Genomic DNA, 25779 nt, shown 5'->3' with positions numbered 1-25779 from the left:
GGCCGGCTCTGCGGCGGCCGGGCGCGGCACCCGGGGGCGCGGCGGCGCCACGGCGGGCGCGGGCGCGGGCGCGGCGGGCTCCGCCGCCGGCTCCGGCTCGACGACGGCCGGCATCGGCGCCGTCGCATACGCCTGCGGCTGCTCGTACGGCTGCGGCTGCTGGTAGCCCTGCTGCCCCTGCTGGTACTGGTCCTGGTAGCCGTATCCGCCCTGCTGCTGGTACCCCTGCGGCACCTGCTGCCCGTACGGTCCCGGCTGCTCGTACGAGGGCTCGTACGCGGGCTCGTAGGAGGTCTGGTACCCCTGCTGCTGGTACTGGTCCTGGTAGCCGTACTGCCCCTGGCCGTGGGGTGCGGACTGCACCGGCCGGCCGTACTGGTCGTACTGCTCGTACTGGCCCGGCTGCTCGTACTGGCCGGGCTGCCCGGGCTGGCCGGGCTGCCCGGGCTGCTGCTCGTAGCCGTCCTGCTGCTGGTAGGGCTGGTACTGCTGGTACTGCCCGGTCGACCAGTCGTCCGGCTGTCCGGGCTGCTGCCCCTGAGGTCCCCTGCGCTCGCTCATCCGTCGGTCGGCCCCTCCGGGATCAGGTCCGGTGCGGCGCGTACAGCGCCCGCTTGTCGATGTAGCGGACCACGCCGTCCGGGACGAGGTACCAGACCGGCTCGCCCTTGGCGACCCGGTTGCGGCAGTCCGTGGAGGAGATGGCCAGCGCCGGGACCTCCACCAGGGAGACCCCGCCCACCGGAAGCCCGGCGTCCGACAGAGTGTGCCCCGGCCGGGTGCACCCGATGAAGTGGGCGAGCGAGAAGAGCTCGTCGGAGTCCCGCCAGGAGAGGATCTGGGCCAGCGCGTCGGCGCCGGTGATGAAGAAGAGGTCGGCGTCCGGGTGCAGCGCGTGCAGGTCGCGCAGGGTGTCGACGGTGTACGTCGGGCCCTCGCGGTCGATGTCGATCCGGCTGACCGAGAACTGCGGGTTCTCCGCGGTGGCGATGACCGTCATCAGGTAGCGGTCCTCGGCCGCGCTGACCTGCCGGTCGGTCTTCTGCCACGGCTGCCCGGTGGGGACGAAGATCACCTCGTCCAGGTGGAACGCGCTGGCGACCTCACTGGCGGCGACCAGGTGTCCGTGGTGGATCGGGTCGAAGGTACCGCCCATCACGCCGAGACGGCGCTTCTCCGGCACCGGTACACCGGGGTTCCCGGTCTGCTCTCCCATGGCGCCACACCTTACGCGACGCGCGTTGCGGTGCGGGAACGGCCGGGTGACGGGCGTCCCGGGGGCGGTGCCGCACCCCGGGCCACCGTCGGCCGGGTCAGCGGTCCCGGTTGAAGCGGGTGGTCACGAAGAGCAGCACCAGCAGGACGAACAGCGCGGCGCCACCCGTCAGGTACGGGTTGAGGCTGTCGTGGTTGCCCCCCTCGCCCTCGTTCGCGAGGAGGTTCAGGACGGGGAGTGCGGCGGCAGTGCTCATGGTCGGCGGGACCTTCTCGACTCGGATGGCGGGCAGGGGGTTCGTGCGGGCCGGTGAGGGCCCACCCGTCATCGTACGGGGGGTTACACGGCAACCGCTCGGCGGCCCACCACGGCTGAACCGCCGTGAGCCGGGGCCCCGGAACGCCTGGCCCCGGGGCCGCGGCGACGCCGGGCCGCCGGGCCGCCGGGCCGGGTCAGTTGTTGCGGCCGGCCCGCAGCAGGATCCACGCCAGCAGGCCCACGCCGACGAACGAGGCGATCACGATGATCCGCAGGAAGAGCCCGGGGCCGTTCTCCGAGGAGATCGGGGCGGCCAGGCTGGCAAGGGCGGCGGTGGACATCTGCGGGCTCCTCGGACTGCTCGGTGCCGCGGCCTGAGGTGGCCCGGCTCTCCCGGGCATTCAGGGTAAACCGCCCTCACACCGGCGGCGCCCACCGCCCCCGCGGGCGCCGCCCGCGCCGCCCCGGACGGCTCTCGCGCCACTCGGGGCACGCCGCCGGGGACGAGTACGCAACCGCGGACGTTGTCCGGACAGTCGTTGCAGGCGAAGACCAGCGGGGGCCGGCCGGGGACCGGGGCCGCCGTCGACAGGGAGGTACCCACACATGACCGACACGACCGAGAAGACCCCGAGCCGGCGCCGCCAGCGCTTCCCGGAGATCTCCACCCGCGCCTGGGAGCACCCGGCGGACCGTTCCGCGCTCGTCGCGCTGCGCAAGCTGACCGGCTTCGACGACGTGCTGAAGCGGCTCGCCGGCCTCGTCTCCGAGCGCTCGATCCGGCTGATGTTCCTGGCCACCGCCGTGAAGACCTCCGAGCGGCAGTTCCCGGAGCTGCACGACATGGTCCGCGACGCCGCCTACGTGCTCGACCTCGACCAGGTGCCGGACCTGTACGTCACCCAGGACCCGACGGTCAACGCGTTCTGCATCGGCATCGACACGCCGGTGATCGTGGTGACCAGCGGCCTGGTGGAGCTGCTGGACGAGGAGGAGCTCCGCTCGGTGATCGGCCACGAGGTCGGCCACGCGATGTCCGGGCACGCCGTCTACCGGACGATGCTGATGATCCTCACCAACATCGCCACCCGGATCGCCTGGGTGCCGCTCGGCAACCTGGCGATCATGGCGATCGTCACCGCGCTCAAGGAGTGGTTCCGCAAGGCCGAGCTCTCCAGCGACCGGGCCGGCCTGCTGGCCGGGCAGGACCTGCAGGCCTCGATGCGGGCGCTGATGAAGCTGGCCGGCGGCCACAACCTGGCCGAGATGAACGTGGACGCCTTCCTGGAGCAGGCCGCGGAGTACGAGAAGGCCGGCGACCTGCGCGACGGCGTGCTCAAGCTGCTGCAGGTGCTGCCGCAGAGCCACCCGTTCGCGGTGGTCCGGGTCGCCCAGCTGAAGAAGTGGGCCGAGAGCGAGGAGTACCGCTCCATCCTGGCCGGCGCCTACCCGCGGCGCACCGACGACCCGGACACCTCGGTCGGTGAGCAGTGGCGGGCCGCCGCCGAGCACTACACGACCTCGGTGAAGGAGAGCAAGGACCCGCTGATGGGGCTCATCCGCGACGTCGCGGGCGGCGCGGCCTCGGTCGGCGGCAAGCTCCGCGACACCTTCACCGGCGCCGGGCGCAGCAGCGGCAATGGCAGCAGCAACGGCAGCGGCAGCTCCACCGGCAACGGGGCCAACGGCAGCGGCAAGGACGGCGGCTCCGGCGAGAACGGCTGAGGCCCAGCCCGCAGGAACGTTTCGACGGCTCCCGGCCACCCGGCCGGGAGCCGTCGGCGTGGTCGCGTGCCGCCGTGCCGCCCCGCCACCGGCCTCGAGAACCACCGGCCTCGAACCACCGGCCTCAGCTGCCCGCCAGTACCCCGCACACCTGCCAGGCCGGCTTCGCGTGGTTCCCCGGGTCCACCGCCTGCGGCCCGGCCGGCGGCGCCGTGGCGTCCGTGCCCGCCAGCACCGGCTGCACCACCCCCGCCAGCGAGCCGTCGCAGGGCACCGGCCCGGCCTGGAGCACCGAGTCCACCAGCCGCAGTTGCGCCGCCGCCAGGTCGATCCGGTCGAACTCGAAGGTGAGCTGCCGCCGCACGGTCTCCAGGGTGACCGGCGCCCCGCTCTGCGCACCGGCCGGTTTCAGCGCGTAGACGAAGGTGTGGTCGGTGGTGATCCGCAGCGTGCTGCTGTCCGACTCGTCGATCCGCATCGCGCCGGCCACCTTGACGGTGTCCGCGGCCAGCGAGACCTGCGCCGGGTCGAAGCGGACCAGCCAGCCGGTCAGCGCGTGGTGCCGGTCGTCGACCGGCTGGACCACGCTCGCGTCGAACTCGGCCTGCTCACCGGGGGTGACGAAGGACCTCACCTCCGCGGTCGCCCCCTGCACCAGCACGGCGGGCGACAGCGAGGACGCCACCAGGTAGCGCTGCACGGTGTCCAGCGCCTTGGTCACCTCGACCCGGGAGAAGTGCCCGCTGGCCGCCCCGGTCGGCGTCCCCAGCCCGACCGCGCCGTCGCTGTAGCCGGGCGGCAGGCCGGCGAACGGGTTGGCCGGGTCGGCGACCGCGTGGACCGTCGAGGCCGGGCTGAGCGCCACCAGGCTCACGGTCAGCTGGCTGCCCTGGGGGCGGGCGGTGGGCCGGACCGGCGAGCTGACGCCGAAGTACACGGCGGCCCCGAACGCCAGCAGGATCACCAGCAGCAGCGCCAGCGCCTGCCGGGGCACGGTGCCGAGCGGCCCCAGCCGGACCTTCGGCCGGGTGGGCCGGCCGAACGCGCCGGACAGCCGCTCGCGCGCCGACAACTCCTGGATCCGGGCAGCCCGGACGAACGATTCGTCGAAGACGACGGACCGGTACTCGTCATCGTTTCCGGAACCACCCTCGGGCGCACCCTCCGGGGGTTCGCGCGGGTCACCCATGAGACCAGGGTAAGGCGCATCCGCGCCCCGCCACGAGGGTCCTGCCGCAGTTCACCGCTACCCCTCCGTGACCGGTCACGGCCGCCCCGGGGACGCGCCGTCGCGTCGCCCCGCCGCCCCGTCGACGCCGGTCGGCCCAGGACCGCCCAGGACCGCCGGACCGCCGCCGGTCAGCCCGTCGGCGCGGTGACCACGAGCGACGGCTCGACCGGCGCCGGCAGCGGGTCGATCCCGGGGCTGCTGCTGCCGGTCTCGGGTCTGCGCGGCGCACCGCCGGCCCCGCCCACGCCCTGGTAGATCGCCGCGACCGCCACCGCGACCAGGCTCACGCCCATGATCACGGCGAGCACCCAGGCCACCGGCCGGTGCCAGCGCTGCTGGGCGACGTACCGGCCGCGGTCGGCGCCGATCGGGTCGAAGCCGCCCGGGCGCCGGCGTCGCGAGCGGCGTCCGGCGGTCCGGCCCGGGCCGGACCACGGGTCGGGATAGTGGTGGTCGTCGTCGAGCCGGCTCGGGTACGGGCGCAGCTCCAGCGGCAGCCCGTCCCCGGCCGGGGCGTCGTAGCCCCAGCCCGGCCCGGCCGTGTCCGGCTCGAACCGTGCCTCGGCGGCGGCGAGCTGCCGCTCCTTGGCGGTCGGCTCGTGCACGGCGGCGGACCGCACGAAGGCCTCGTCGAAGACCACGGTGGCGAACTCGTCGTCCGCACCACCGTGGTCGGCATCGTCGGGGTACGGCAAGCCCCCCACATCGTCAGCCACGGATTCAGCGTATTACCGGGCGGGCGATTTGTCTGGGCCTCGGGGCAGTTGGTCCGTCCCCCGTGTGACGGCGGACCGGCGGCGGCCGGTCCGGCCGGGTTCAGCCGGCGTCGGCGGCGCCGCCGACGGTCGGCGTCGCCTCACCGCGGACGTGGCCGTCACCAGTGACGATGTACTTGGTGCTGGTCAGCTCGGGCAGGCCCATCGGGCCGCGGGCGTGCAGCTTCTGGGTGGAGATGCCGATCTCGGCGCCGAAGCCGAACTCACCGCCGTCGGTGAACCGGGTCGAGGCGTTGACGGCCACCGTGGTCGAGTCGACGAGCTGGGTGAAGCGGCGGGCGGCGGCCTGCGAGGTGGTGACGATGGCCTCGGTGTGGCCGGAGGTCCAGCGGCGGATGTGGGCGACGGCGGCGTCCAGCGAGGGGACGACGGCGGCCGCGATGTCGTACGACAGGTACTCGGCCGCCCAGTCCTCCTCGGTGGCGGGCAGCACGGTGGCGGCGGAGCCCTCGGCGGCCTTGAGCACCGCCTCGTCGCCGTGCACGGTGACCCCGGCCTCGGCGAGCGCGGCCAGCGCGAGCGGCAGGAAGGCGTCGGCGACGTCCTGGTGGACGAGCAGGGTCTCGGCCGCGTTGCAGACGCTGACCCGCTGGGCCTTGGAGTTGAGCAGGATGCCCACCGCCATCGCGAGGTCGGTCTCGGCGTCCACGTAGACGTGGCAGTTGCCGGTGCCGGTCTCGATGACGGGCACGGTGGAGCCCTCGACGACGGTGCGGATCAGCGAGGCGCCGCCGCGCGGGATGAGCACGTCGACCAGGCCGCGGGCGCGCATCAGCTCCTGGACGGAGTCCCGGCTCTCGCCCGGGACGAGCTGGACCGCGTCGGCCGGCAGCCCGGCAGCAGCGACGGCGTCGCGCACCACGGCGACCAGCGCGGTGTTGGAGCGGTAGGCGGAGGCGGAGCCGCGCAGCAGCACGGCGTTGCCGGACTTCAGGCAGAGCGCGGCGGCGTCGGCGGTGACGTTGGGCCGGGCCTCGTAGATGATGCCCACGACACCGAGCGGGACCCGCACCTGCCGCACGTCCAGGCCGTTGGGCAGGGTGTAGCCGCGCACGACCTCGCCGACCGGGTCGGGCAGGCCGGCCACGTCGCGGACGTCGGCGGCGATGGCGGCGATCCGCTCCTCGGTGAGGGTGAGCCGGTCGATCACCGACTCGGCAGTGCCGGCCGCGCGGGCGCGCTCGACGTCCTCGGCGTTGGCGGCGGTGATCTCGGCGGCGCGGGCGACCAGCGCGTCGGCGACCGCCCGCAGCGCCGCGTCCTTCGCGCCGCGCGGCAGCGGGGCGAGTGCGGCGGCGGCCTCCCGGGCTCGGCGCGCTACGGCGAGGACGGGGCTGTCGGCGGTGGCGAGGTCGCTGCTCATGCACCCAGGGTAGTGGAGGGCCCTGGCCCTCCCCCGCCCGTTTCGCCCGGTGAGACGGGCCTTCACCGCTCCCCCGTCCCAGCCCCGCACGCCCCCGCCGTCAGTAGGGGTAGACCCCGCCCAGCTGCGGGGGCGGGCCGGCGAAGCCCTCGGCGACGCGCTTGTGGTACGTCGCCCGGTCCACCACCTCCAGGCCGACGATCTCCCACGGCGGCAGTTTCGCCGTCACCTTGTGCTCGCCCCACAGCCGCAGCGCGATCGCCGCCGCGTCGTGCAGGTCGCGGGCCTGCTCCCAGTAGCGGATCTCGGCGTGGTCGGCGGCGTAGCGGGCGGTCAGGAAGAACGAGTGGTCGTAGGCCAGCCGCTCCAGACCGGCCCGCAGTTCGGTCAGCGGGGTGACCGGCCCGGCGACGCTGAGCACCACGTGCCAGAGCCGGGCCTGCTCGGGTGCGCCGGGCGGTTCGGCGGCGGGGCGCCGCTCGGTCCGGAGCCGGTGCACCGTGCCGGGTCCCTGCGGCGGCGCACCGGCCGGCCCGGCGGCTCCGTCGTCCGCGCCGCCGTCGATGCTGGTCAGCCGTCGGCCCGCGGTCCCTCCGGTCAGCGCTGCCTCGCGCCTGCGTTCCACCGGCGGCCTCCTGTTCGGCGATGTCGTGTCGTCGTACCCGCCGGCCCCGGCCGGCGCGCGTACGACCGCGCCCCTGCTCGCCCGTGGCCGGGCGTGCTCCCCGTGCGGAGCCGCCCGCGCTTCCGGCGGTCCGGCGGCGGGTCAGCCGCGCAGGACGACCAGGTCGTCGCGGTGGACGACCTCCCGCTCGTAGGCGGCGCCGAACTCCTGGGCCAGGTCCCGGGTGGACCGGCCGAGCAGGCGGGGCAACTCCCTCGCATCAAAGTTGACCAGTCCGCGCGCCACGATGTGGCCGTTTTCGGCAAGAAGGTCCACGGGATCACCCGCGGTGAACTCGCCGTCCACCTTGGTGACCCCGGCGGGGAGCAGCGAGGCGCCGCCGGAGACGACGGCCGTGACGGCGCCGGCGTCCAGGTGCAGGGCGCCGCGCGGGCTGCTGGCGTGGGCGAGCCAGAGCATCCGGTCGGAGGAGCGGCTGCCGGTGCGCAGGAACAGGGTGCCGGTGGGGCGGCCGGCGAGCGCGTCGGCGGCGTGGCTGGCGGCGGTGAGGACGACGGGGATGCCGGCGCCGGTGGCGATCCGGGCGGCCTCGACCTTGGTGACCATGCCGCCGGTGCCGACGCCGGCCTTGCCGGCGCTGCCGATCTCGATGCCGTCGAGGTCGTGCGGTCCGGCGACCCGGGCGATCCGGCTGGTGCCGGGGCGGGAGGGGTCGCCGTCGTAGAGGCCGTCGACGTCGGAGAGCAGGACGAGCAGGTCGGCGCGGACGAGGTGGGCGACGAGGGCGGCCAGCCGGTCGTTGTCGCCGAACTTGATTTCGGCGGTGGCGACGGTGTCGTTCTCGTTGACGACCGGCATGGCGCCCATCGCGAGCAGCTGGTCGAGGGTGCGGTAGGCGTTGCGGTAGTGGGCGCGGCGGCTGGCGTCCTCGGCGGTGAGCAGGACCTGGCCGACGCGCAGTCCGTAGCGGGCGAAGGAGGCGGTGTAGCGGGCGATCAGCAGGCCCTGGCCGACGCTGGCGGCGGCCTGCTGGCGGGCGAGGTCCTTGGGCCGCTTCTCCAGGCCGAGCGGGGAGAGGCCGGCGGCGATGGCGCCGGAGGAGACGAGCACGATCTCGGGGGCGTCGGGGCGGGTGCGGACCTTGGCGAGGGCGTCGACGAGGGCGTCGACCCGGTCGGCGTCGATGCCGCCGGCGGCCGTGGTGAGTGAGGAGGAGCCGACCTTGACGACGATGCGCCGCGCGGCCAGCACCTCCGACCGCAGTTCGTCCTCGCTCATCTCGGCTTCGCCCTTCCGGTGGGTGCACTGGCGGCGGGCCCCGGCCCGGCCGTTTCCCCCGCAATCTACGCGATCGGCACGGCCGGACCGCACCGCGTTCCAGCGGCCGGACGGCGGCCCGACGGCGCCCACGGCGGCCGTCGGGCGCCGGACGCCGCGTCAACGCGCGGGCCCCCGCCACCCGTTGGAACGGATGGCGGGGGCCCGCCCGGTGGCACGGGGCCGGTCAGTCCTCGTCGTCGCCCTCGACGGCGGCCTGACGGCCGCTGGAGAGCGCCTCGAAGGCGAGGTACTCGGCCTCAGCGGCGTCCCGGCCCTTCTGCTTCTCGCGGCGGCGGTCGACGGCCGGGCGCGGGGACTCGAAGCGGTGGTCCTCGCCGCGGCGGCCGAGCATCTCGGCGCCGGCGGCCATGGTCGGCTCCCAGTCGAAGACGACGGCGTTCTCGTCGGGACCGATGATGACGGTGTCACCCTCCTGCGCGCCGACCTTCCACAGCTTCTCCTCGACGCCGAGGCGGGCCAGCCGGTCGGCGAGGTAGCCGACGGCCTCGTCGTTGGAGAAGTCGGTCTGCCGGACCCAGCGCTCGGGCTTGATGCCGCGGATGCGGTAGGCGCCGTCCTCCTCGGTGATGGTGAAGCCGGCGTCGTCGACGGCCGCAGGGCGCAGCACGATCCGCGTGGACTCCTCGACCGGCTTGGCGGCGCGGGCCTCGGCGACGATCTGGGCCAGGGCGAAGCTGAGTTCGCGCAGGCCCTTGCGGGAGGCGGCGGACACCTCGAAGACGCGGTAGCCGCGCTCCTCCAGGGAGGCTCGGGTGAGGTCGGCGATGTCCTGGCCGTCCGGTACGTCGACCTTGTTGAGGGCGACCAGGCGCGGGCGGTCCTCGAGGCCGCCGTACTGCGCGAGTTCGGCCTCGATGGTCTCCAGGTCGGTCAGCGGGTCGCGGCCGGGCTCCAGGGTGGCGCAGTCCAGGACGTGCACGAGGACGGAGCAGCGCTCGACGTGCCGCAGGAACTCCAGGCCGAGGCCCTTGCCCTGGCTGGCGCCGGGGATGAGGCCGGGGACGTCCGCGATGGTGTAGACGGTGTCGCCGGCGGTGACCACCCCGAGGTTGGGGATCAGGGTGGTGAACGGGTAGTCGGCGATCTTCGGCTTGGCGGCGGAGAGCACCGAGATCAGCGAGGACTTGCCGGCGCTCGGGTAGCCGACGAGGGCGACGTCGGCGACGGACTTGAGCTCCATGACGATGTCGCGAGCCTCGCCGGGCTCGCCGAGCAGCGCGAAGCCGGGGGCCTTGCGGCGGGCGGAGGCGAGGGCGGCGTTGCCGAGGCCGCCGCGGCCGCCCTGGGAGGCGACGAAGCTGGTGCCGTGGCCGACGAGGTCGGCGAGCACGTTGCCGTTCCGGTCGAGGACGACGGTGCCGTCCGGCACGGCGAGGACGAGGTCCTGGCCGTCGGCGCCGGTGCGGTGGCCGCCCGCGCCGGGCTTGCCGTTGGTGGCCTTGCGCTTGGGCGAGTGGTGGTACTCCAGCAGGGTGGTGACCTGCGCGTCGACGGTGAGGATGACGCTGCCGCCCTCACCGCCGTTGCCGCCGTCCGGGCCGCCGAGCGGCTTGAACTTCTCGCGGTGCACGGAGGCGCAGCCGTGGCCCCCGCTGCCCGCGGCGACGTGGAGTTCGACGCGGTCCACGAAGGTGGTCATGGAAGTGCCTCCGATACGAAGAAAGTGGTTCTGCCTGCGGTAAAGCGCGAAGGGTGGACCGGATCATTCCGGCCCACCCTTCAGTGTGAGTCAGGTGACTCAGGCCTCGACGGCCACGACGTTCACGACCTTGCGGCCGCGGCGGGTGCCGAACTGCACGGCACCGGCGGTCAGCGCGAACAGGGTGTCGTCGCCACCGCGGCCGACACCGGCACCCGGGTGGAAGTGGGTGCCGCGCTGGCGGACGATGATCTCGCCGGCGGAGACGACCTGGCCGCCGAAGCGCTTGACGCCGAGGCGCTGGGCGTTCGAGTCACGGCCGTTGCGGGTAGAGCTTGCGCCCTTCTTGTGTGCCATCTGGCTATCCCCTTACTTGACCGAGTCGATGCTGGTGATGCGCACCGCGGTGTGCTGCTGGCGGTGACCCTGGCGACGGCGGTAGCCCGTCTTGTTCTTGTAGCGCAGGATGACGATCTTGTCACCCTTGGTCTGGTCGACGACCTCGGCGTGGGCCTTGACGCCGGCCAGCACCCACGGGTCGGAGGTGACGGCCTCGCCGTCGACCACCAGGATGGTGGAGAGCTCCACCGAGTCACCCGGCTTGGCCTCGATACGGTCGATCTCCAGCACGTCGCCGACGGCGACCTTGTGCTGGCGGCCGCCTGCGCGAACGATCGCGTACATGCGGTACCTACTTTCCCAACTCGGTCGGAGCTCCTGATGCCAGCCACCTGGGTACGGACACAGGGGACCTCTCCCGCAGGACTCTTGCGAGCCCCGGGAGGTGATGTGCTCGGGAGCATGGCGTAGACACGCCAGTGGTCAAGAATACGGACCGGCCGCCGTGGGGGCAAACCGGCCCGTACGGGTCCGGGGCGGAGGGGGTCCGCCCCGGACCGGGCACTACTCGGCCGCCGTATCACCCTCGGCGGCCGCCGCCTTCTTGGCCGCCGCGCTCGTCCGCTTGGTGGCGGTCTTGCGGGCGGTGGTCTTCTTCGCCGCCGCCGTCGTCTTCTTGGCGGCGGTGGTCTTCTTCGCGGCGGTCTTGCGGGCCGCCCGCTTCTTGGGAGCCGGAGCCTCCTCGGCGGGCTCCTCGGCCGCGGCCGGCTCGGCGGCGGTCTCGGCGGCCGGCTCGCTGACGGCCTCGGCCTCGGTGACGACCTCGGCGACGACCGGCTCGGCCACCGCCTCGGCGACGACCGGCTCGGCCGGGGCCTGCGCGGCGGCGTCGGCGGCCGCGAGGGCCGACTCCAGCGCCGCCTCGGCCTTGGCCTGCAGCACCACGATCTCCGCCTCGCCCGGCGCACCGGCCGGGGCCGTGGCCTTGCGCACCGCCCGGCGGCGGGGCCGCCCACTGGGCGTGGTGGCGGGAGCCGGGGCGACCGGAGCCTCGACGACCGCGGCCTCGACCTCGGCCGGCGCCTCCTCGACGCCCGGCACCTCGATCGCCAGCTGGCCCTCGATCTCCTCGCGGACCGGCGCCTCGGGGGCGGTCTCGACGACCTCCACCGGCTCGACGGCCTCCACGGTCTCCACGGCCTCGACGACCTGCGGCTCCTCGTGCGCCGCGCCGCCCTTGCCCCGGCGCCGGCGCTTGCCGCCGCCCGAGCCCGCCTCGACGGCGGCCGCGCCGCCACCGGCGTGCACGTGGGCGCTCGGCTGCTCCATGTGGACGATCACACCGCGGCCGTTGCAGTGCACGCAGGGCTCGGAGAAGGACTCCAGCAGCCCCTGGCCGACCCGCTTGCGGGTCATCTGCACCAGGCCCAGCGAGGTGACCTCGGCCACCTGGTGCTTGGTCCGGTCCCGGCCCAGGCACTCCAGCAGGCGGCGCAGCACCAGGTCGCGGTTGGACTCCAGGACCATGTCGATGAAGTCGATCACGATGATGCCGCCGAGGTCGCGCAGCCGCAGCTGGCGCACGATCTCCTCGGCCGCCTCGATGTTGTTCCGGGTGACCGTCTCCTCCAGGTTGCCGCCCTGGCCGACGAACTTCCCGGTGTTGACGTCGATGACGACCATCGCCTCGGTGCGGTCGATCACCAGCGAACCGCCGCTGGGCAGCCAGACCTTGCGGTCCAGCGCCTTCATCAGCTGCTCGTCGATCCGGTAGGTGGCGAACACGTCCACCTCGGAGGTCCACCGCTGGAGCCGCTCGGCGAGGTCCGGGGCCACGTTGGAGACGTAGTCGTGGATGGTGTTCCACGCCTCGTTGCCGGAGACGATGACCTTGGTGAAGTCCTCGTTGAAGATGTCGCGCACGACCCGGACGGTCATGTCCGGCTCGCCGTAGAGCAGCGCCGGGGCGTTGCCGGACGCGGCCTTCTTCTGGATGTCCTCCCACTGCTGCTGCAGCCGCTGGACGTCGCGGGTCAGCTCGTCCTCGGAGGCGCCCTCGGCGGCGGTGCGCACGATGACGCCCGCGTCGTCCGGGACGATCTTCTTGAGGATCTGCTTCAGGCGGGCGCGCTCGTTCTCCGGCAGCTTGCGGGAGATGCCGGTCATCGAGCCCTCGGGCACGTAGACCAGGTAGCGGCCGGGCAGCGAGATCTGGCTGGTCAGCCGGGCGCCCTTGTGGCCGATCGGGTCCTTGGAGACCTGCACCAGCACGGACTGGCCGGACTTCAGCACCGACTCGATCCGGCGCGGGCCGCCGTGGCCGCCGAGCGCGCCGAAGTTGACCTCGCCGGCGTACAGCACCGCGTTGCGGCCCTTGCCGATGTCGACGAAGGCGGCCTCCATGGACGGCAGCACGTTCTGGACCTTGCCCAGGTAGACGTTGCCGACGTACGAGGTGGCCTGCTCCTTGTTGACGTAGTGCTCGACGAGCACGCCGTCCTCCAGGACGCCGATCTGGGTCCGCTGGCCGTTCTGGCGCACCACCATGACACGCTCGACCGACTCGCGGCGGGCCAGGAACTCGGCCTCGGTGATGATCGGCACGCGGCGGCGGCCCAGCTCGCGGCCCTCGCGGCGGCGCTGCTTCTTGGCCTCCAGGCGGGTGGAGCCCTTGATGGACTGCACCTCGTCCGGGTCGAAGGACGGCTCGGTGGAGCGGCGGCGCGGCTCGCGCACCTTCACCACCGTGCGGACGCCGTCCTCGGTGGTCTCGGCGGTCTCGACGGCGCCGGCCTCACCGCTGCGGCGGCGACGGCGGCGACGGCGGCGCGAGGAGGACAGGCCGGCGGCCAGGTCGTCGTCCTCGTCGTCCTCGTCGGCCGGCTCCTCGGCGGTGGGCTGCTCCGTCTCGGGCGCCTCGGCCTCGATCTCCTCGGCCTCGCCACGACGGCGGCGGCGGCCGCCCCGGCGACGGCGGCGCGACGGGCGGCCGTCCTCCCACTCGTCCTCGGCCTCGGGGCCGGTGACGGGGGCCTCGACGGCGGCGGGCGCCTCGACGGGCGGCTCCTCGACCACGGGCTTCTCGACGACCGGCTTCTCGACGACCGGCTTCGCGGCGGCGGGCTTCGCGGCACCCCTGGCGGCCTTCGAGCGCGCCGGGGTCTGCACCCGCACCGAGGTGCGGACGCGGCGGCGGCGGCCGACGCCGCTGTACTCGAACTCGTCCTCCTCCGCGCGCTCCTCGCGCTCCTCGCGCTCCACCGGCGCGGCGGGCGCCTCGGCGGCGGCCGGCTGCGGGGCGGCCGGCGCGGACGGGGCGACGTAGGGGGCGGGCTCCTGGAAGACCGGTGCCTGGAAGATCGCGGTGGACGGGCGGACGGCGCGGCGGCGCACCCGCTGCGGCGGCTCGGCCTCGGCGGCCGGCGCGGGCGCGGGCTGCTCGACGGCGGGCGTCTCGACGACCGGCTCCTCGGCCGGGGCCTCCTCGGCCTCGGGCTCCTCGGCCACCGGTTCCTCGACGACGGGGGCGGGCTCGACCACCGGGGCGGCCTCGACCACCCGACGGCGGCGGGCACGGCGCGCGGGAGCGGCCGGAGCCTCCTCGACGGGCGCCTCGACGGCCACCGGCTCGGCGGCGACCGGCTCGACGACCGGCTCGGGCTCGGCAACGGCCTGCACCGGCTCCTCGACCGGCACGGCCTCGGCCTTCTTGCGGGTCCGGCGGGCCCGCACGGGCTTCTCGGCCTTCTCGGCCTTCTCCGTCTTGTCGGCCTTCTCCGCCTTCTGCGGCGCCTCGGGCTCGGCCACGGCCGGCGTCCCGTCGGCGTCCGGCGCGGTGACCACGATGGCGGTGGCCTCGGGCGCACCGGCGGGCGCCTCGGCCCGCTTGCGGGTGCGGCGGGCGCGCACCGGCTTCTCCACGACCGGCTCGGCGGCGGCGGTCTCGGGCTCGGCGGCGGCCGGCACCGGCTCCTCGGCGGCGATGACCGTCTCGGCGGTCTCCGCGGCCGCGCCCTGCGGCGCACCGGCCGGGCGGGACACCGCGCGGCGGCGCCGGCGCGGAGGCGCGGCGGACGCGCCCTCGCCGCCGGACGCGGCGGTGTCGTTCTGTTCCGTTGCCGCAGACTGCTGCGGATCGGTGTTCTCGAGCATGCGGGTGGATCTCCCGTCAGGCCCCCGGGCTCCGCATCCGGGCACGGCGCGGCACCGGTGGCCGGCCGGCATCGCGACGATGCTCGGGCCGGACCCTTTCACGGTGCCGCCGCGCGGACGCGAGGCCGCACAGGGGCTCGTAGTCTCGCTCGGCGCCCCGCACTCGGCGGGGTGTCGAAAGTCTTCTGGTCTGACCAGTCTTCTGAGGTTTTCCCAAGCTGCGCCGTTCCCCAACCCCGGGTGGCTCCCGGACGGGGTCCTCGGGCCCACCGACCCTCGGGGTCGGCGGGCCGCAAGAGGCCGGCCTGTGCTTCGACGACGCTCGCTCCCCTGGGGAGCCGCGGGGGCCTGGAGGACCAGCGGGCCCAGTGGGGAACTGGACCCGGCCTCCGCCCGCTAGGCGGACGCGGTTGCGCGCGGCTCGCCGGTGGCCACAGGGCCGGCCGGGGCCGCGGCGCGGTCGAGCGCCAACGGGTCGGTCACCGTGCCGGTCCCCTCGTCGAGCGGCCCCTGCGCCAGCCTGGTCACCTCTGCGGGGACCGGCGGCGCCAGGTCGGCCGTCGCACGGAGACCGGACAACACGTCGTCGGGTCGTACGGCGGGTGTGGCGTGTCGTACTACCAGGCGCAGTATCGCACAGGGACGCCCGGTCCGAACATCGCGGGCCTCTTCACCCGCCGTGGCCGCACCGTCGACGACCTGCGGCGGGAGGAGTTCGAGAGCCGCCACCGCGCCGCGCGCGTCGAAGACCCGGACACCGTTCTTGGTGAGGCGTTCGACCTCGACCCGCTCCTCGGCGAGGAACAGCGCGATCGCGCGGCCCGCCTCCTGCGGCTCGACGCCGTCGAGCCGGACCTGCCATTCGGAGGCCTCCAGGCGCTCCACGAAGTTGGGCGTGCGCACCTCGACCGCGTCGATCACGTCGAGGCCCCCGGGCAGCGACTCGTCCAGTTGGACGCGCAGCTCCTCCGGGTCGCGGGGGGCGGCGAGCCCGATCTCCAGGTACTCCGCCTCGCTGGCCACGCCGGTCGGCGCGGCGTTGGCGTAGGACACCTTGGGATGCGGGGTGAAGCCGGCCGAGTAGGCCATCGGCACCGCCGACCGGCGCAGGGCACGCTCGAAGGCGCGCTGGAAGTCGCGGTGGCTGGTGAAGCGGAGCCGGCCGCGCTTGGTGTAGCGGAGACGGATCCGCTGCACCGTCGGCGCGGGCGGCGGACCGTCGGGCGTACGGCGTGCCAGGTCGCTCAGTCCTTCGTCAGTTGTCCCCGTCCACAGCGGCGGCGTTTTCCCGCCACTGTCCGGACGCTGTCACCTCAAAGGGTACGCGCCCCGGCCCACCCCTCGCCCCGCCCCCGCCCGCACCGACCCGGAGCGCCCCCGCCGGACGGATCCGACGGGGGCGCTCCGGTGCCTTCTGCGGCTACTTGTTCACCACGGTGAGCGGGAGCATCTTCTTGCCCGTGGGGCCGATTTGTATGGCCGTGTCCATCTGGGGGCAGACGCCGCAGTCGAAGCACGGGGTCCAGCGGCAGTCGTCGACCTCGACCTCCTCCAGAGCGTCCTGCCAGTCCTCCCAGAGCCAGTCCTTGTCGAGGCCGCTGTCCAGGTGGTCCCAGGGCAGGACCTCCTCGTAGCCGCGCTCGCGGGTGGTGTACCAGTCGACGTCGACGCCGGTGCCGGCCAGACCCTTCTCGGCGCTCGCCATCCAGCGGTCGTACGAGAAGTGCTCGCGCCAGCCGTCGAAGCGGCCGCCGTCCTCGTAGACCGCGCGGATGATCGCGCCGACCCGGCGGTCGCCGCGGGAGAGCAGGCCCTCCACGATGCCGGGCTTGCCGTCGTGGTAGCGGTAGCCGATGTTCTTGCCGTACTTGCGGTCGCCGCGGATCGAGTCGCGCAGCTTGGCCAGGCGGGCGTCGGTGGCCTCGGCGGACAGCTGCGGGGCCCACTGGAACGGGGTGTGCGGCTTGGGCACGAACCCGCCGATGGAGACGGTGCAGCGGATGTCGTTCTGGCCGGTGACCTCCCGGCCCTTCTGGATGACGTTCTTCGCCATCTCGCCGATCTGGAGCACGTCCTCGTCGGTCTCGGTGGGCAGGCCGCACATGAAGTACAGCTTCACCTGGCGCCAGCCGTTGCCGTAGGCGGTGGCGACGGTGCGGATGAGGTCCTCCTCCGACACCATCTTGTTGATCACCTTGCGCAGGCGCTCGCTGCCGCCCTCGGGGGCGAAGGTGAGGCCGGAGCGGCGGCCGTTGCGGCTGAGCTCGTTGGCGAGGTCGATGTTGAAGGCGTCGACGCGGGTGGACGGCAGCGACAGGCCGATCTTGTCCTCGGCGTAGCGGTCGGCCAGGCCCTTGGCGACGTCGGCGATCTCGGTGTGGTCCGCGGAGGACAGCGACAGCAGGCCGACCTCCTCGAAGCCGGTCGCCTTGAGCCCGCGCTCGACCATCTCGCCGATGCCGGTGATGCTTCGCTCCCGCACGGGGCGCGTGATCATGCCGGCCTGGCAGAAGCGGCAGCCGCGGGTGCAGCCGCGGAAGATCTCCACGGACATCCGCTCGTGGACGGTCTCGGCGAGCGGGACGAGCGGCTGCTTCGGGTAGGGCCACTCGTCGAGGTCCATCACGGTGTGCTTGGAGACCCGCCACGGCACACCGGGGGCGTTCGGCACGACGCGCCCGATCCGGCCGTCGGCCAGGTACTCGACGTCGTAGAACTTCGGCACGTACACGCCGCCGGTGCGGGCCAGCCGCAGCAGCAGCTCGTCGCGCCCGCCCGGGCGGCCCTCGGCCTTCCACTGCCGGACGATCTTGGTGATGTCGAGCACGGCCTGCTCGCCGTCGCCGATCACCGCGCAGTCGATGAAGTCCGCGATCGGCTCGGGGTTGAACGCGGCGTGGCCGCCCGCCAGCACGACCGGGTCCTCGTCGGTCCGGTCGGCGGCGGCCAGCGGGATGCCGGCCAGTTCGAGCGCGGCCAGCATGTTGGTGTAGCCGAGCTCGGTGGAGAAGGAGAGCCCGAACACGTCGAAGGCGCGCACCGGCCGGTGGGCGTCCACGGTGAACTGGGGGACGCCGTGCTCGCGCATCAGCGCCTCGAGGTCCGGCCAGACGCTGTAGGTGCGCTCGGCGAGGACGCCCTCCTGCTCGTTGAGCACCTCGTAGAGGATCATGACGCCCTGGTTAGGCAGGCCCACCTCGTAGGCGTCGGGGTACATCAGCGCCCAGCGGACGTCGCAGGCGTCCCAGTCCTTGACGGTCGAGTTCAGCTCGCCGCCGACGTACTGGATCGGCTTCTGGACGTGCGGGAGGAGGGCCTCCAGGCGTGGGAAGACCGATTCGACAGTCATGAGTACTAGGAACCCTTACGACGTTCGGGACCGCCGCGCACTCCGCGGGGGCGACGGCTGGGAGGGGTGACCCTCAAGGGTAGCCGAACCGCCGCGGCCCCAGGCCCGGCCGAGCGCGGTGGTCCGGGCCCCGGACCGGGCCCGGCCGGGGATCCCGGCACGTGAACGCGGCCCCACCGGCGTCCGACCGCGGGCCCACCGCGGCCCCACCGCGGGTGCCCGACGACTGTTGACACGTTCCGCGGGCACGTGCGGTACTGGCAAGGCTCCACCGGAAGGTCCTGTGCGCCCCGGGACGAGGGAGTTGGCCGCGCGCGCACCGGCCGCGCCGGCAGGCCCGGTGCGACCTCGCGCCGCGCTCCCGGCCGAGGCCCCCGACCCCGCGCCGGGCGCCCGACCGTGCCGCCCCGCCCGCCCCCGAGGACAGGAGAGCCATGACCGACACGGGCCGGCGGACGCGCCGGATCCAAGCCCCGCACCTCGGCACCGGGACCTATCCGACGGTGGCGCGCGCGATCGCCGCCGCCCGCCGGCTGGCCCGCCGCCACCCGGGGCGCTGCCGGGTCCGCGAGGTGGGCCGCTCCCGGGCGGGGCGCCCGCTGGTGCTGCTCTCGGTGGACGGCGGCGAGCACACGGTGCTGGCCGTCGGCGGGCCGCACCCCAACGAGCCGGTGGGCCTGGCCGCCGCCGTCGGGCTGGCCGAGCGGGTGCTGGAGCTGCCGCCGCGCCCGGGGGTCGGCTGGCACGTCCTGCTCTGCCTGGACCCGGACGGCGCCGCACTCAACGAGGGCTGGCTGCACGGCCCGCTGACCGCGGCCCGGCACTACGAGCACTTCTTCCGCCCGGCCTTCCACGAGCAGCCGGAGCTGCTGCCGCACCCGGACGGCCCGCTGGCGCCGATGCCGGAGAGCCGGGTGCTGACCGGGCTGATCGACGAGCTGCGCCCGGTGCTCCAGTGCTCGCTGCACGGCGTGGACTTCGGCGGCGCGTTCGTGCAGCTCACCCGGCCGCTGCCGGCCCTGGCCGACCGCTTCGCCCGCTCGGTGGCGCGCGGCGGCATCCCGCTGGACGTCGACTCCTACGACGCGGTCGGCTGGGACAGTCCGGCCCCCGGCACCTATGTGATGCCGGCGCCCGGCCGGCGCCGGCAGCCGCTGCCGGACCGCCCGGAGCTGTCCACCTGGTCGTACGCGGGCCGGTACGGCGGCATCACGGCGGTGCTGGAGGCCCCGATGTGGGCGATCGACGCGGTCGGCGACGCCCGCCCGGCGCCGGACGTGCGCGCCGCCGTCGGGGCCTGCGCCGACCGGCTGGCCGGCCGGGTCGCGGAGCTGACCGCCCTGCTGCCGCTGGTGCCGCCGCACGCGGGGGTGGCGTACGGGCCGCTGCTGCGCGCCGTGGAGTTCAACCTGGCGGTCTGCCGGCCGGTGGTGGACGACTGGATCGCCCACTGGTCGTCGGCGCCGCTGTCGGTGTCCCGGGTGACCGCGGCGCGGATCGCGGCCGAGCGGGTGCCGCTGCGGATCGCCTCGATGCTGCTGCGGCTGCTCGCGGACTGCGGCGGCCCGGCGGCGGACGCGGCCCGGGCGCGCGCCCGGGGCATCGTCTCGGCGAGCCTGGAGGGCCTGCACCGGCTGGGCGCCCGCTGGGTGCCGGTGGAGACCCAGGTCGCCCACCAGACCCGGGCGGTGCTCGCCGCCGCCGACCTCCTGCTGCCGCCCGGCTGACGTCCCCGGCTGGCTGACGTCCCCGGCCGGCTGACCTCCCCGCCCCGCGCTCCCCGGCCGGCCCTCCCCGCCCGGCGCTCCCCCTTCAGGCGCCGAGCAGCGGCAGCAGGAACGGCTCGACCAGTCCGGCCAGCCGGTGCTCGCCGGCCGGCGTCGGGTGCAGGCCGTCGGCGTACAGCCCGTCCGCCTCCGCGAGCGGCAGTACGTCGCGGCCGTCCACCAGGTGCAGCCGCCGGTCGCCGAGCCGTTGCAGCACCCGCACGGCCGCGCCGGTCAGCTCGCGCACGTCGGCCAGCGTCAACCCGGCGGCGTTGCGGGCGTGTTCGCGCGGCGCCGACGGCAGGGCCGCGATCACGGCGATCGGGGTGTCCGGGTGCCCGTCCCGGACGGTCTCGACGAAGCCGCCCACCGCCGGACCCCAACTGCGTGCGGTGAAGGCCGACTTGAGATAGGCGTTGGTGCCGATCTCCAAGGTGATCAGCTCGGCGGGGGTGTCCCGCAGGACCCGGGCGACCAGCGGGTCCAGATAGGCCTGCCCGGCGAACCCGAGGTTGCGCAGCCGCCAGCCGCGGCGGCGCGCGAGCAGCGCGGTCCAGCTCTCGGAGGGCCCGTGCGGGAACATCGCGTGCGTCAGCGAGCTGCCGTAGGCCACCCAGCGCGGGCCGGTGCGCCGGACCGGCGCCAGCAGCCGGTGGCCGGACAGGCCGACCGCGGCCAGGCGGGTGCGGGACAGGTGCGGCAGCCACACCTCGACCTCGGCCGGGACGCCGGGCAGGGCGATGTCGATCCGCTCCCGGCCGGGCCCGGGGCGGCGGCGGTGGACGAGCGCGCCGTCGGCGAGCACGTCCAGCGGCGCCCCGCCCGCCTCCGCGTCCACGTCCAGGAGCAGCCGGGCCGCGTCGGTGCGCACGGCGAAGCGGGCGCCGGCCGGGAGCGCGGCGAGCCGGCCGAAGTCCTCGCTGAGCGTGGTGGCGATCCGCTCCTGCGGCATCCGCAGCGGCAGCACCGTCCCGCCGGCCCGCTCGAAGCCGCAGACGCCGTCCCAGCCGAGCCGTTCGTCCGCCGGGTCGAACCACCGCACCCGCGGCTCCCCCGCGGCTCCGGTCCCGGTCATCGCCCACCCCCGTCCCTCCGCCGGCGGACCCCTCCGCCGGCAAATCCGTCTGCCGGTCAACAATCTGACCTTCAATCACGTATGCTCACCGAAACGTATCGGCAGAAATCATCTACCGTCAAACAATCTCCGGGGAGCGTTATGCTGGCCGTCCACCACCGAAGGAGCCCCGATGGCCACCGCCCCCCGGCCCGCCCGCCTCGCCTCGCCCAGCCGGGCGGACGACGGCGGCGAGCGGCGGCGCTACTTCGCCGCGCTCACCCTGGACCGCCCGGACGTCGCGCTCTGCCGGGCCACCACCGCGGTCGCCCGCGCCATCGACGAGCAGTTCTCCGGCGGTCCCCTGACGGTCCCCCAGCACCTGGTGCTCAAGATGCTCGCCGCCGTCGGCAGCTGCTCCCAGCAGGAGCTGAGCGAGCAGCTGCGGATCGACCGCAGCGTCATGGTCGGCTGCGTCGACGCCCTGGAGGGCGCCGGCCTGGTCCGCCGCGAGCGCCACCCCCGCGACCGCCGCGCCTACGCCGTCACCCTCACCCCGGACGGCAGCGCCGCCCTGGCCGCGGCCGACCGCGCCATGGCGCCCGTCCTGGACCACGCCTTCGCCGCCCTCACCCCGGACGAGCGCGCGACGCTGGTCCGCCTCACCCGCAAGCTCCTCGACGTCCCGCCGGCCGACTGAGGCCCCGCCCCGCGGCCGGCCCACCGATCCCGGAGGCCACCGGCCGTGCCACAGCTCGATCTGACCGCCGACCAGCTCCTCACCACCACCCGGGCGGTGCGCCGCCGCCTCGACCTCACCCGCCCGGTCGACCGGGCCCTGGTCGAGGAGTGCCTGGCCCTCGCCACCCAGGCCCCCACCGGCCGCAACCGCCAGCGCTGGGACTTCGTGGTGGTCACCGACCCGGCCCGGCGGGCCGCCCTGGCCGGCCTCTACCGGCTCGGCCTGACCCACCCCCGCGACCGCGTCGCCCGCACCGGCCTGGACCGCACCACCGAGGACGCCGCCCGCCGGCTGCGGCTGGCGGTGAGCGCCCAGCACCTCTTCGACCACCTGCACGAGGTCCCGGTCCTGGTGGTGCCGTGCGTCCGGATCGAGGGCCGGCACGAACTGGCCGGCCACATCGGCCAGGCCAACGCCTGGGGATCGATCCTCCCGGCCGTCTGGCAGTTCATGCTCGCCGCCCGCTCCCGCGGCCTCGGCACCGCCTGGACCACCCCGCACCTGCACTACGAGCGCGAGGCCGCCGAGCTGCTCGGCATCCCCTACGAGACGGTCGCCCAGACCGCGCTGGTCCCGCTCGCCCACACCCTGGGCACCGACTTCCGCCCCGGCCCGCGGGTGGACACCGCCCGGATCACCCACTGGGACACCTGGTAGCCCCCGGACGACAGAAAGGGCCGGCCCGGGGGAACACCCCGGACCGGCCCCGCCGCGCGAACCGCTCAGGCCGCTATCGGCCGCTGGCTCTGCACCGCCTGCAGCAACCCGATCGCCACCCAGGTCGAGAACATCGACGAGCCTCCGTAGGAGACGAACGGCAGCGGGATGCCGGCCACCGGCATGATGCCCAGGCACATCCCTATGTTCTCGAAGCCCTGGAAGGCGAACCAGGCGACCACCCCGGCCGCCACGATGGTGCCGTACAGGTCGGTGGCGTGCCGGGCGATCCGGCAGGCCCGCCACAGCACCACGCCGAGCAGCACGATGATCGCCATCGCACCGAGGAAGCCCAGCTCCTCGCCGGCCACCGTGAACACGAAGTCGGTCTGCTGCTCCGGCACGAACTGCCCGGTGGTCTGCGTCCCGTGGAACAGGCCCTTGCCCCACAGCCCGCCGGAGCCGATCGCGATCCGGGCCTGCGCGGTGTTGTAGCCGACGCCGGACGGGTCGAGCGCCGGGTTGGCGAAGGCGGCGAAGCGGTCGATCTGGTACTTGCTCAGCACCCCGAGCTTCCAGATCGCCACACATCCGCCGACACCGGCCAGCATCAGCCCGAGCACCCAGCGGTTGGCCGCGCCGGAGGCCAGCAGGATGCCCAGCACGATGACGGCCATCACCATCACCGAGCCGGCGTCCGGCATCAGCATCACTATGGCCATCGGCAGCGTCGCCCAGACCAGCGCGCGGAACACCGCCTTGTCGGCCGGGAACTCCCGCTCCCCCGCGTCCACCTGGTCGGACATCACGATCGCCATCGACAGCACGATCGCCAGCTTGGCGAACTCGGCCGGCTGCACCGAGAAGCCGCCGCCCAGTTGGATCCAGGAGTGCTGGCCGTTGATGGTCGAGCCGAGCGGGCTGAGCGTGGCCAGCAGCAGCAGGATCACGCCGGCGTACAGGAACGGCACGAGCGTGCGGAACCGCCGGCTCCCTATCGCTATCACCACCGCGCACAGCACCGCCCCGATCAGGACGTTGGTCAGGTGCCGGAACAGGAAGTACTGCGGGTCGCCGTGGGTCAGCGAGTCGCGCCCCCGGGTCGCCGACCAGACCAACAGCGAGCTGCCCAGCGAGAGGACGACCGCGGCCAGCAGCAGTATCCAGTCGATCCGCCACAGCGGGGAGTCCTTGGCCAGCGACTTGGGCACCCCGCCGCGCCGCGGGGCGAACCGCAGCTGGCGGTACGAGCCGTAGGAGGTCATGCCCGGCCCCTTCCGGTGGAGCGGGTGGGTTCGACGGCGGCCTCGGCCGCGACGAGCACCGGGGCGGTGCCGCCGGACTGCGCCGGGTCCAGGAAGACCCGCGGCGAGTCGCCGCTCACCCCGGGGTCGCCGGGCGCGGCGCCGTCCGCGCCGAACGAGGCGGGCTTGACGATCGCGGTGCCGTCCGGGTTGAACTTCGGCAGCTCGGCCTGCGGCGTGGGCAGCAGCGCCTTGCCCTGGTCGATGTTGCCCTTGTCGTCGACGCCGTACAGCGACTGGTAGATCCGCCGGATCGCGTCGCCGGAGCCGCCGGAGCCGGTGCCGCCCTGGCTTATCGTCATCACGACCGCGTAGTCGCGGCTGTAGGTGGTCAGCCAGGAGGTGGTCTGCTTGCCCTCGACCTCGGCGGTGCCGGTCTTGGCGTGCAGCTCGATCTTCCCCTGCGGCCAGCCCGCGCCGGTGAACTTCCAGGCGGCGGTGCCGTTGGTGATGACGCCCGCGGTGGCCTGGTCGATGTAGCCGAGCAGCTTCTGGTCACCGGGCAGCCGGCCGTCCTCGTGCGGGGCGATCTCGCGGACGAGCTCCCCGCTCGGGCTTATCACGGCCTTGGCGACCGTCGGCCGGTAGAAGGTGCCGCCGTTGGCGAGCGCCGCGTAGATCCGGGCCATCTGGATCGGGGTGACCAGGGTGTCGCCCTGGCCGATCGCGAAGTTGACGGCGTCACCCGCGCGCATCTGGTAGCCGTCGACGCAGTTCTCCCGGGCGATCTGGTCGGAGAAGCTGTTGCCGCCCTTCTCCGCCTGCTTGCACCAGGCGTCCTTGTTGTTGTCGTAGAAGGACTGCTTCCACTGCCGGTCCGGCACCCGGCCGGTGACCTCGCTCGGCAGGTCGATGCCGGTCTTGGCGCCGAGGCCGAACTCGTGGGCGGTCTTGAAGAACCAGTCGCCCGGGTCCTTCTTCGGCTTGATGCCGCCGTCCTTCATCCACTGGTCGTACGCCAGGCCGTAGAAGACGGTGTCGCAGGAGACCTCCAGGGCCCGCTCCAGGGAGATCGGACCGAAGTTCTCGCTCTCGAAGTTCTTGAACTCGCGCCCGCCGATGGTCAGGCTCTTCGGGCAGTCGTAGCGGCCGTCGAGCGAGTAGCCGGCCTGGACGGCGGCGGTGGTGGAGATGACCTTGAACGTCGAGCCGGGGGCCGACTGACCCTGTATGGCCCGGTTGAGCAGCGGGAAGTTGGACTCCTTGCTGGTCAGCGCCTGGTAGTCCTTGCCGCTGATGCCGCCCTGCCACAGGTTGGGGTCGTAGGTGGGGGCGCTGGCCATCGCGACGATCCGCCCGGTGTGCACGTCCATCACGACGGCGGCGCCGGAGTCGGCCTCGTAGTTGCGGTTGGTGACCTTGTCGAAGGTCTTGCGGGCGTCGGCCATGGCCTGCGCCAGGTTGTCCTCGACGACCTTCTGCACCCGGGCGTCGATGCTGGTCACCAGGTTGTTGCCGGTCTGCGGGGCGGCCTGGTCGGCGGTGCCGATCACCCGGCCGAGGTTGTCCACCTCCAGCTTGGTGATGCCGGCGGTGCCGCGCAGGTCGCGGTCGTAGACGGACTCCAGCCCGGCGCGGCCGATCTGGTCGGCCGGCAGGTAGCGGTCCAGGCCGGCCTGGTCGGCGGTCTTCGACACCTCCTCGTCGGTGACCGGCGAGAGGTAGCCGAGCACCTGGGCGAGGTTGGCGCCCTCGGCGCCGGTGTAGTGGCGCACGGCGGTGGGCTGGGCGGTGACCCCGGGGAAGTCCTCCCGGCGCTCCATTATCTGCATCGCCTGCTGGGTGGTCGCCTCCTTGGTGACCGGGATCGGCTGGTAGGGCGAGCCGTTCCAGCAGGGCTGCGGGGTCTTGGCGTCGCAGAGCCGGACCTTCTCCTGGACGTCCTTGGCGGGCATCCCGAGCACCTCGGCGAGCCGGGTCAGCACCGCCTTGCCGGCGTCCTTCTGCTGGAGCAGCGAGGTGCGGCTGACCGAGACGACCAGCTTCGTCTCGTTGCCGGCGAGGATCCGCCCGGAGGCGTCCAGGATCTCGCCGCGCACGGCCGGTTCGACGACCTCGCGGATGTGGTTGCCGGTCGCCTTGGCGGTGTAGACGTCGGCGTTGCGGATCTGCAGGTACCACAGCCGTCCGCCGAGGGTGGCGAGCAGCGAGAGCACCAGGATCTGCAGCACCACCAGACGGATCGTCACCCGCCGGGTACGGCCGGTCTCGGGGATGTTGCTCACGTCTCGTGCGCTCCAAA

General features: G+C 74.1%; 21 protein-coding genes and 1 pseudogene. 4 read left to right on the top strand and 18 right to left on the bottom strand.

From position 1 onward, the window contains the following. The 4 genes and pseudogenes from ACFVUH_RS33045 to ACFVUH_RS33030 all read right to left on the bottom strand — a co-directional run. A pseudogene (locus ACFVUH_RS33045) lies at positions 1–561 on the bottom strand (hypothetical protein); the annotation flags it as partial. 22 nt (positions 562–583) lie between these two features. Continuing rightward, positions 584–1216 carry a nicotinate-nucleotide adenylyltransferase gene (gene nadD / locus ACFVUH_RS33040; RefSeq protein ID WP_355372243.1) on the bottom strand — a complete coding sequence of 211 codons (633 nt, stop codon included), beginning with the start codon at positions 1214–1216 and terminating at the stop codon, positions 584–586. Between the two features lie 97 nt (positions 1217–1313). Then, positions 1314–1472, bottom strand: coding sequence for a hypothetical protein (locus ACFVUH_RS33035; protein WP_344342390.1), 159 nt, complete (start codon positions 1470–1472; stop codon positions 1314–1316). A gap of 196 nt (positions 1473–1668) precedes the next feature. Beyond that, positions 1669–1815: a hypothetical protein gene (locus ACFVUH_RS33030; protein WP_355372245.1), complete on the bottom strand. Its 147-nt coding sequence runs from the start codon at positions 1813–1815 to the stop codon at positions 1669–1671. A gap of 265 nt (positions 1816–2080) precedes the next feature. Here ACFVUH_RS33030 and ACFVUH_RS33025 point away from each other — a divergent pair, with 265 nt between their 5' ends. Then, on the top strand, positions 2081–3199 hold the full coding sequence (locus ACFVUH_RS33025) for a M48 family metallopeptidase (RefSeq protein ID WP_387917167.1): 1119 nt from the start codon (positions 2081–2083) through the stop codon (positions 3197–3199). Positions 3200–3323: 124 nt separating this feature from the next. On the opposite strand, the gene ACFVUH_RS33020 is transcribed toward ACFVUH_RS33025, so the two are convergent. The 11 genes from ACFVUH_RS33020 to ACFVUH_RS32970 all read right to left on the bottom strand — a co-directional run bounded on the left by ACFVUH_RS33020 (position 3324) and on the right by ACFVUH_RS32970 (position 18014). Beyond that, positions 3324–4388 (bottom strand): hypothetical protein, encoded by a 1065-nt coding sequence (locus ACFVUH_RS33020; RefSeq protein WP_355372251.1) that lies wholly within the window; start codon positions 4386–4388, stop codon positions 3324–3326. Positions 4389–4558: 170 nt separating this feature from the next. Beyond that, positions 4559–5146, bottom strand: coding sequence for a hypothetical protein (locus tag ACFVUH_RS33015; RefSeq protein ID WP_355372253.1), 588 nt, complete (start codon positions 5144–5146; stop codon positions 4559–4561). 100 nt (positions 5147–5246) lie between these two features. Beyond that, positions 5247–6569, bottom strand: coding sequence for a glutamate-5-semialdehyde dehydrogenase (locus ACFVUH_RS33010; RefSeq protein ID WP_355372255.1), 1323 nt, complete (start codon positions 6567–6569; stop codon positions 5247–5249). A gap of 100 nt (positions 6570–6669) precedes the next feature. Next, entirely contained in the window at positions 6670–7194 is a 525-nt protein-coding gene (locus ACFVUH_RS33005) for a hypothetical protein (protein ID WP_355372257.1), read from the bottom strand. A 141-nt stretch (positions 7195–7335) separates the two neighbouring features. Continuing rightward, positions 7336–8472 carry a glutamate 5-kinase gene (proB, locus tag ACFVUH_RS33000; protein ID WP_387917165.1) on the bottom strand — a complete coding sequence of 379 codons (1137 nt, stop codon included), beginning with the start codon at positions 8470–8472 and terminating at the stop codon, positions 7336–7338. A 226-nt stretch (positions 8473–8698) separates the two neighbouring features. Then, positions 8699–10174, bottom strand: a complete 1476-nt coding sequence (gene obgE / locus ACFVUH_RS32995; protein WP_355372263.1) for a GTPase ObgE — start codon at positions 10172–10174, stop codon at positions 8699–8701. A gap of 99 nt (positions 10175–10273) precedes the next feature. Further along, positions 10274–10531 (bottom strand): 50S ribosomal protein L27, encoded by a 258-nt coding sequence (gene rpmA / locus ACFVUH_RS32990; protein ID WP_355372266.1) that lies wholly within the window; start codon positions 10529–10531, stop codon positions 10274–10276. Positions 10532–10543: 12 nt separating this feature from the next. After that, positions 10544–10858: a 50S ribosomal protein L21 gene (gene rplU / locus ACFVUH_RS32985; RefSeq protein ID WP_030309710.1), complete on the bottom strand. Its 315-nt coding sequence runs from the start codon at positions 10856–10858 to the stop codon at positions 10544–10546. A 219-nt stretch (positions 10859–11077) separates the two neighbouring features. Next, positions 11078–14665, bottom strand: a complete 3588-nt coding sequence (locus ACFVUH_RS32980; protein WP_387917164.1) for an Rne/Rng family ribonuclease — start codon at positions 14663–14665, stop codon at positions 11078–11080. A gap of 396 nt (positions 14666–15061) precedes the next feature. Then, complete coding sequence (locus ACFVUH_RS32975; RefSeq protein WP_387917162.1) at positions 15062–15862, bottom strand: TIGR03936 family radical SAM-associated protein; 801 nt, start codon at positions 15860–15862, stop codon at positions 15062–15064. Positions 15863–16085: 223 nt separating this feature from the next. Beyond that, entirely contained in the window at positions 16086–18014 is a 1929-nt protein-coding gene (locus ACFVUH_RS32970; protein ID WP_387917161.1) for a TIGR03960 family B12-binding radical SAM protein, read from the bottom strand. Between the two features lie 434 nt (positions 18015–18448). Here ACFVUH_RS32970 and ACFVUH_RS32965 point away from each other — a divergent pair, with 434 nt between their 5' ends. Further along, on the top strand, positions 18449–19741 hold the full coding sequence (locus tag ACFVUH_RS32965; protein ID WP_387917160.1) for a M14 family zinc carboxypeptidase: 1293 nt from the start codon (positions 18449–18451) through the stop codon (positions 19739–19741). A gap of 85 nt (positions 19742–19826) precedes the next feature. On the opposite strand, the gene ACFVUH_RS32960 is transcribed toward ACFVUH_RS32965, so the two are convergent. Beyond that, complete coding sequence (locus ACFVUH_RS32960; RefSeq protein WP_387917158.1) at positions 19827–20855, bottom strand: GDSL-type esterase/lipase family protein; 1029 nt, start codon at positions 20853–20855, stop codon at positions 19827–19829. Between the two features lie 172 nt (positions 20856–21027). Between ACFVUH_RS32960 and ACFVUH_RS32955 the strand changes: the two genes are divergently transcribed. Continuing rightward, positions 21028–21534: a MarR family winged helix-turn-helix transcriptional regulator gene (locus ACFVUH_RS32955; RefSeq protein WP_387917157.1), complete on the top strand. Its 507-nt coding sequence runs from the start codon at positions 21028–21030 to the stop codon at positions 21532–21534. A 45-nt stretch (positions 21535–21579) separates the two neighbouring features. Next, positions 21580–22233, top strand: coding sequence for a nitroreductase family protein (locus ACFVUH_RS32950; protein ID WP_387917155.1), 654 nt, complete (start codon positions 21580–21582; stop codon positions 22231–22233). Positions 22234–22298: 65 nt separating this feature from the next. Here ACFVUH_RS32950 and rodA read toward each other — a convergent pair whose 3' ends face one another. Together rodA and mrdA are read right to left on the bottom strand one after the other, a co-directional pair. Then, positions 22299–23498 carry a rod shape-determining protein RodA gene (gene rodA, locus ACFVUH_RS32945; RefSeq protein WP_355372294.1) on the bottom strand — a complete coding sequence of 400 codons (1200 nt, stop codon included), beginning with the start codon at positions 23496–23498 and terminating at the stop codon, positions 22299–22301. After that, a complete protein-coding gene (gene mrdA, locus ACFVUH_RS32940) occupies positions 23495–25762 on the bottom strand; it encodes a penicillin-binding protein 2 (protein WP_387917153.1) in 2268 nt (755 codons plus the stop codon). The genes rodA and mrdA overlap by 4 nt, the downstream gene beginning before the upstream one ends. Positions 25763–25779 lie beyond the last annotated feature (17 nt).

Origin of the sequence: Kitasatospora sp. NPDC058032 (assembly GCF_042885845.1) — a bacterium.
Lineage (GTDB): Bacteria > Actinomycetota > Actinomycetes > Streptomycetales > Streptomycetaceae > Kitasatospora.
This window is presented reverse-complemented; position numbering and strand designations above follow the sequence as displayed.

Excerpts from the sequence above, each read along its gene's own strand:
- rpmA (WP_355372266.1), bottom strand. The coding sequence starts at position 10,531 with ATGGCACACAAGAAGGGCGCAAGCTCTACCCGCAACGGCCGTGACTCG.
- ACFVUH_RS33010 (WP_355372255.1), bottom strand. The coding sequence starts at position 6,569 with ATGAGCAGCGACCTCGCCACCGCCGACAGCCCCGTCCTCGCCGTAGCG.
- ACFVUH_RS32955 (WP_387917157.1), top strand. The coding sequence starts at position 21,028 with ATGGCCACCGCCCCCCGGCCCGCCCGCCTCGCCTCGCCCAGCCGGGCG.
- ACFVUH_RS32965 (WP_387917160.1), top strand. The coding sequence starts at position 18,449 with ATGACCGACACGGGCCGGCGGACGCGCCGGATCCAAGCCCCGCACCTC.
- ACFVUH_RS33020 (WP_355372251.1), bottom strand. The coding sequence starts at position 4,388 with ATGGGTGACCCGCGCGAACCCCCGGAGGGTGCGCCCGAGGGTGGTTCC.
- proB (WP_387917165.1), bottom strand. The coding sequence starts at position 8,472 with ATGAGCGAGGACGAACTGCGGTCGGAGGTGCTGGCCGCGCGGCGCATC.
- rplU (WP_030309710.1), bottom strand. The coding sequence starts at position 10,858 with ATGTACGCGATCGTTCGCGCAGGCGGCCGCCAGCACAAGGTCGCCGTC.
- ACFVUH_RS32960 (WP_387917158.1), bottom strand. The coding sequence starts at position 20,855 with ATGACCGGGACCGGAGCCGCGGGGGAGCCGCGGGTGCGGTGGTTCGAC.
- nadD (WP_355372243.1), bottom strand. The coding sequence starts at position 1,216 with ATGGGAGAGCAGACCGGGAACCCCGGTGTACCGGTGCCGGAGAAGCGC.
- obgE (WP_355372263.1), bottom strand. The coding sequence starts at position 10,174 with ATGACCACCTTCGTGGACCGCGTCGAACTCCACGTCGCCGCGGGCAGC.
- ACFVUH_RS32970 (WP_387917161.1), bottom strand. The coding sequence starts at position 18,014 with ATGACTGTCGAATCGGTCTTCCCACGCCTGGAGGCCCTCCTCCCGCAC.
- ACFVUH_RS33035 (WP_344342390.1), bottom strand. The coding sequence starts at position 1,472 with ATGAGCACTGCCGCCGCACTCCCCGTCCTGAACCTCCTCGCGAACGAG.
- ACFVUH_RS33030 (WP_355372245.1), bottom strand. The coding sequence starts at position 1,815 with ATGTCCACCGCCGCCCTTGCCAGCCTGGCCGCCCCGATCTCCTCGGAG.
- ACFVUH_RS33025 (WP_387917167.1), top strand. The coding sequence starts at position 2,081 with ATGACCGACACGACCGAGAAGACCCCGAGCCGGCGCCGCCAGCGCTTC.
- rodA (WP_355372294.1), bottom strand. The coding sequence starts at position 23,498 with ATGACCTCCTACGGCTCGTACCGCCAGCTGCGGTTCGCCCCGCGGCGC.
- ACFVUH_RS32980 (WP_387917164.1), bottom strand. The coding sequence starts at position 14,665 with ATGCTCGAGAACACCGATCCGCAGCAGTCTGCGGCAACGGAACAGAAC.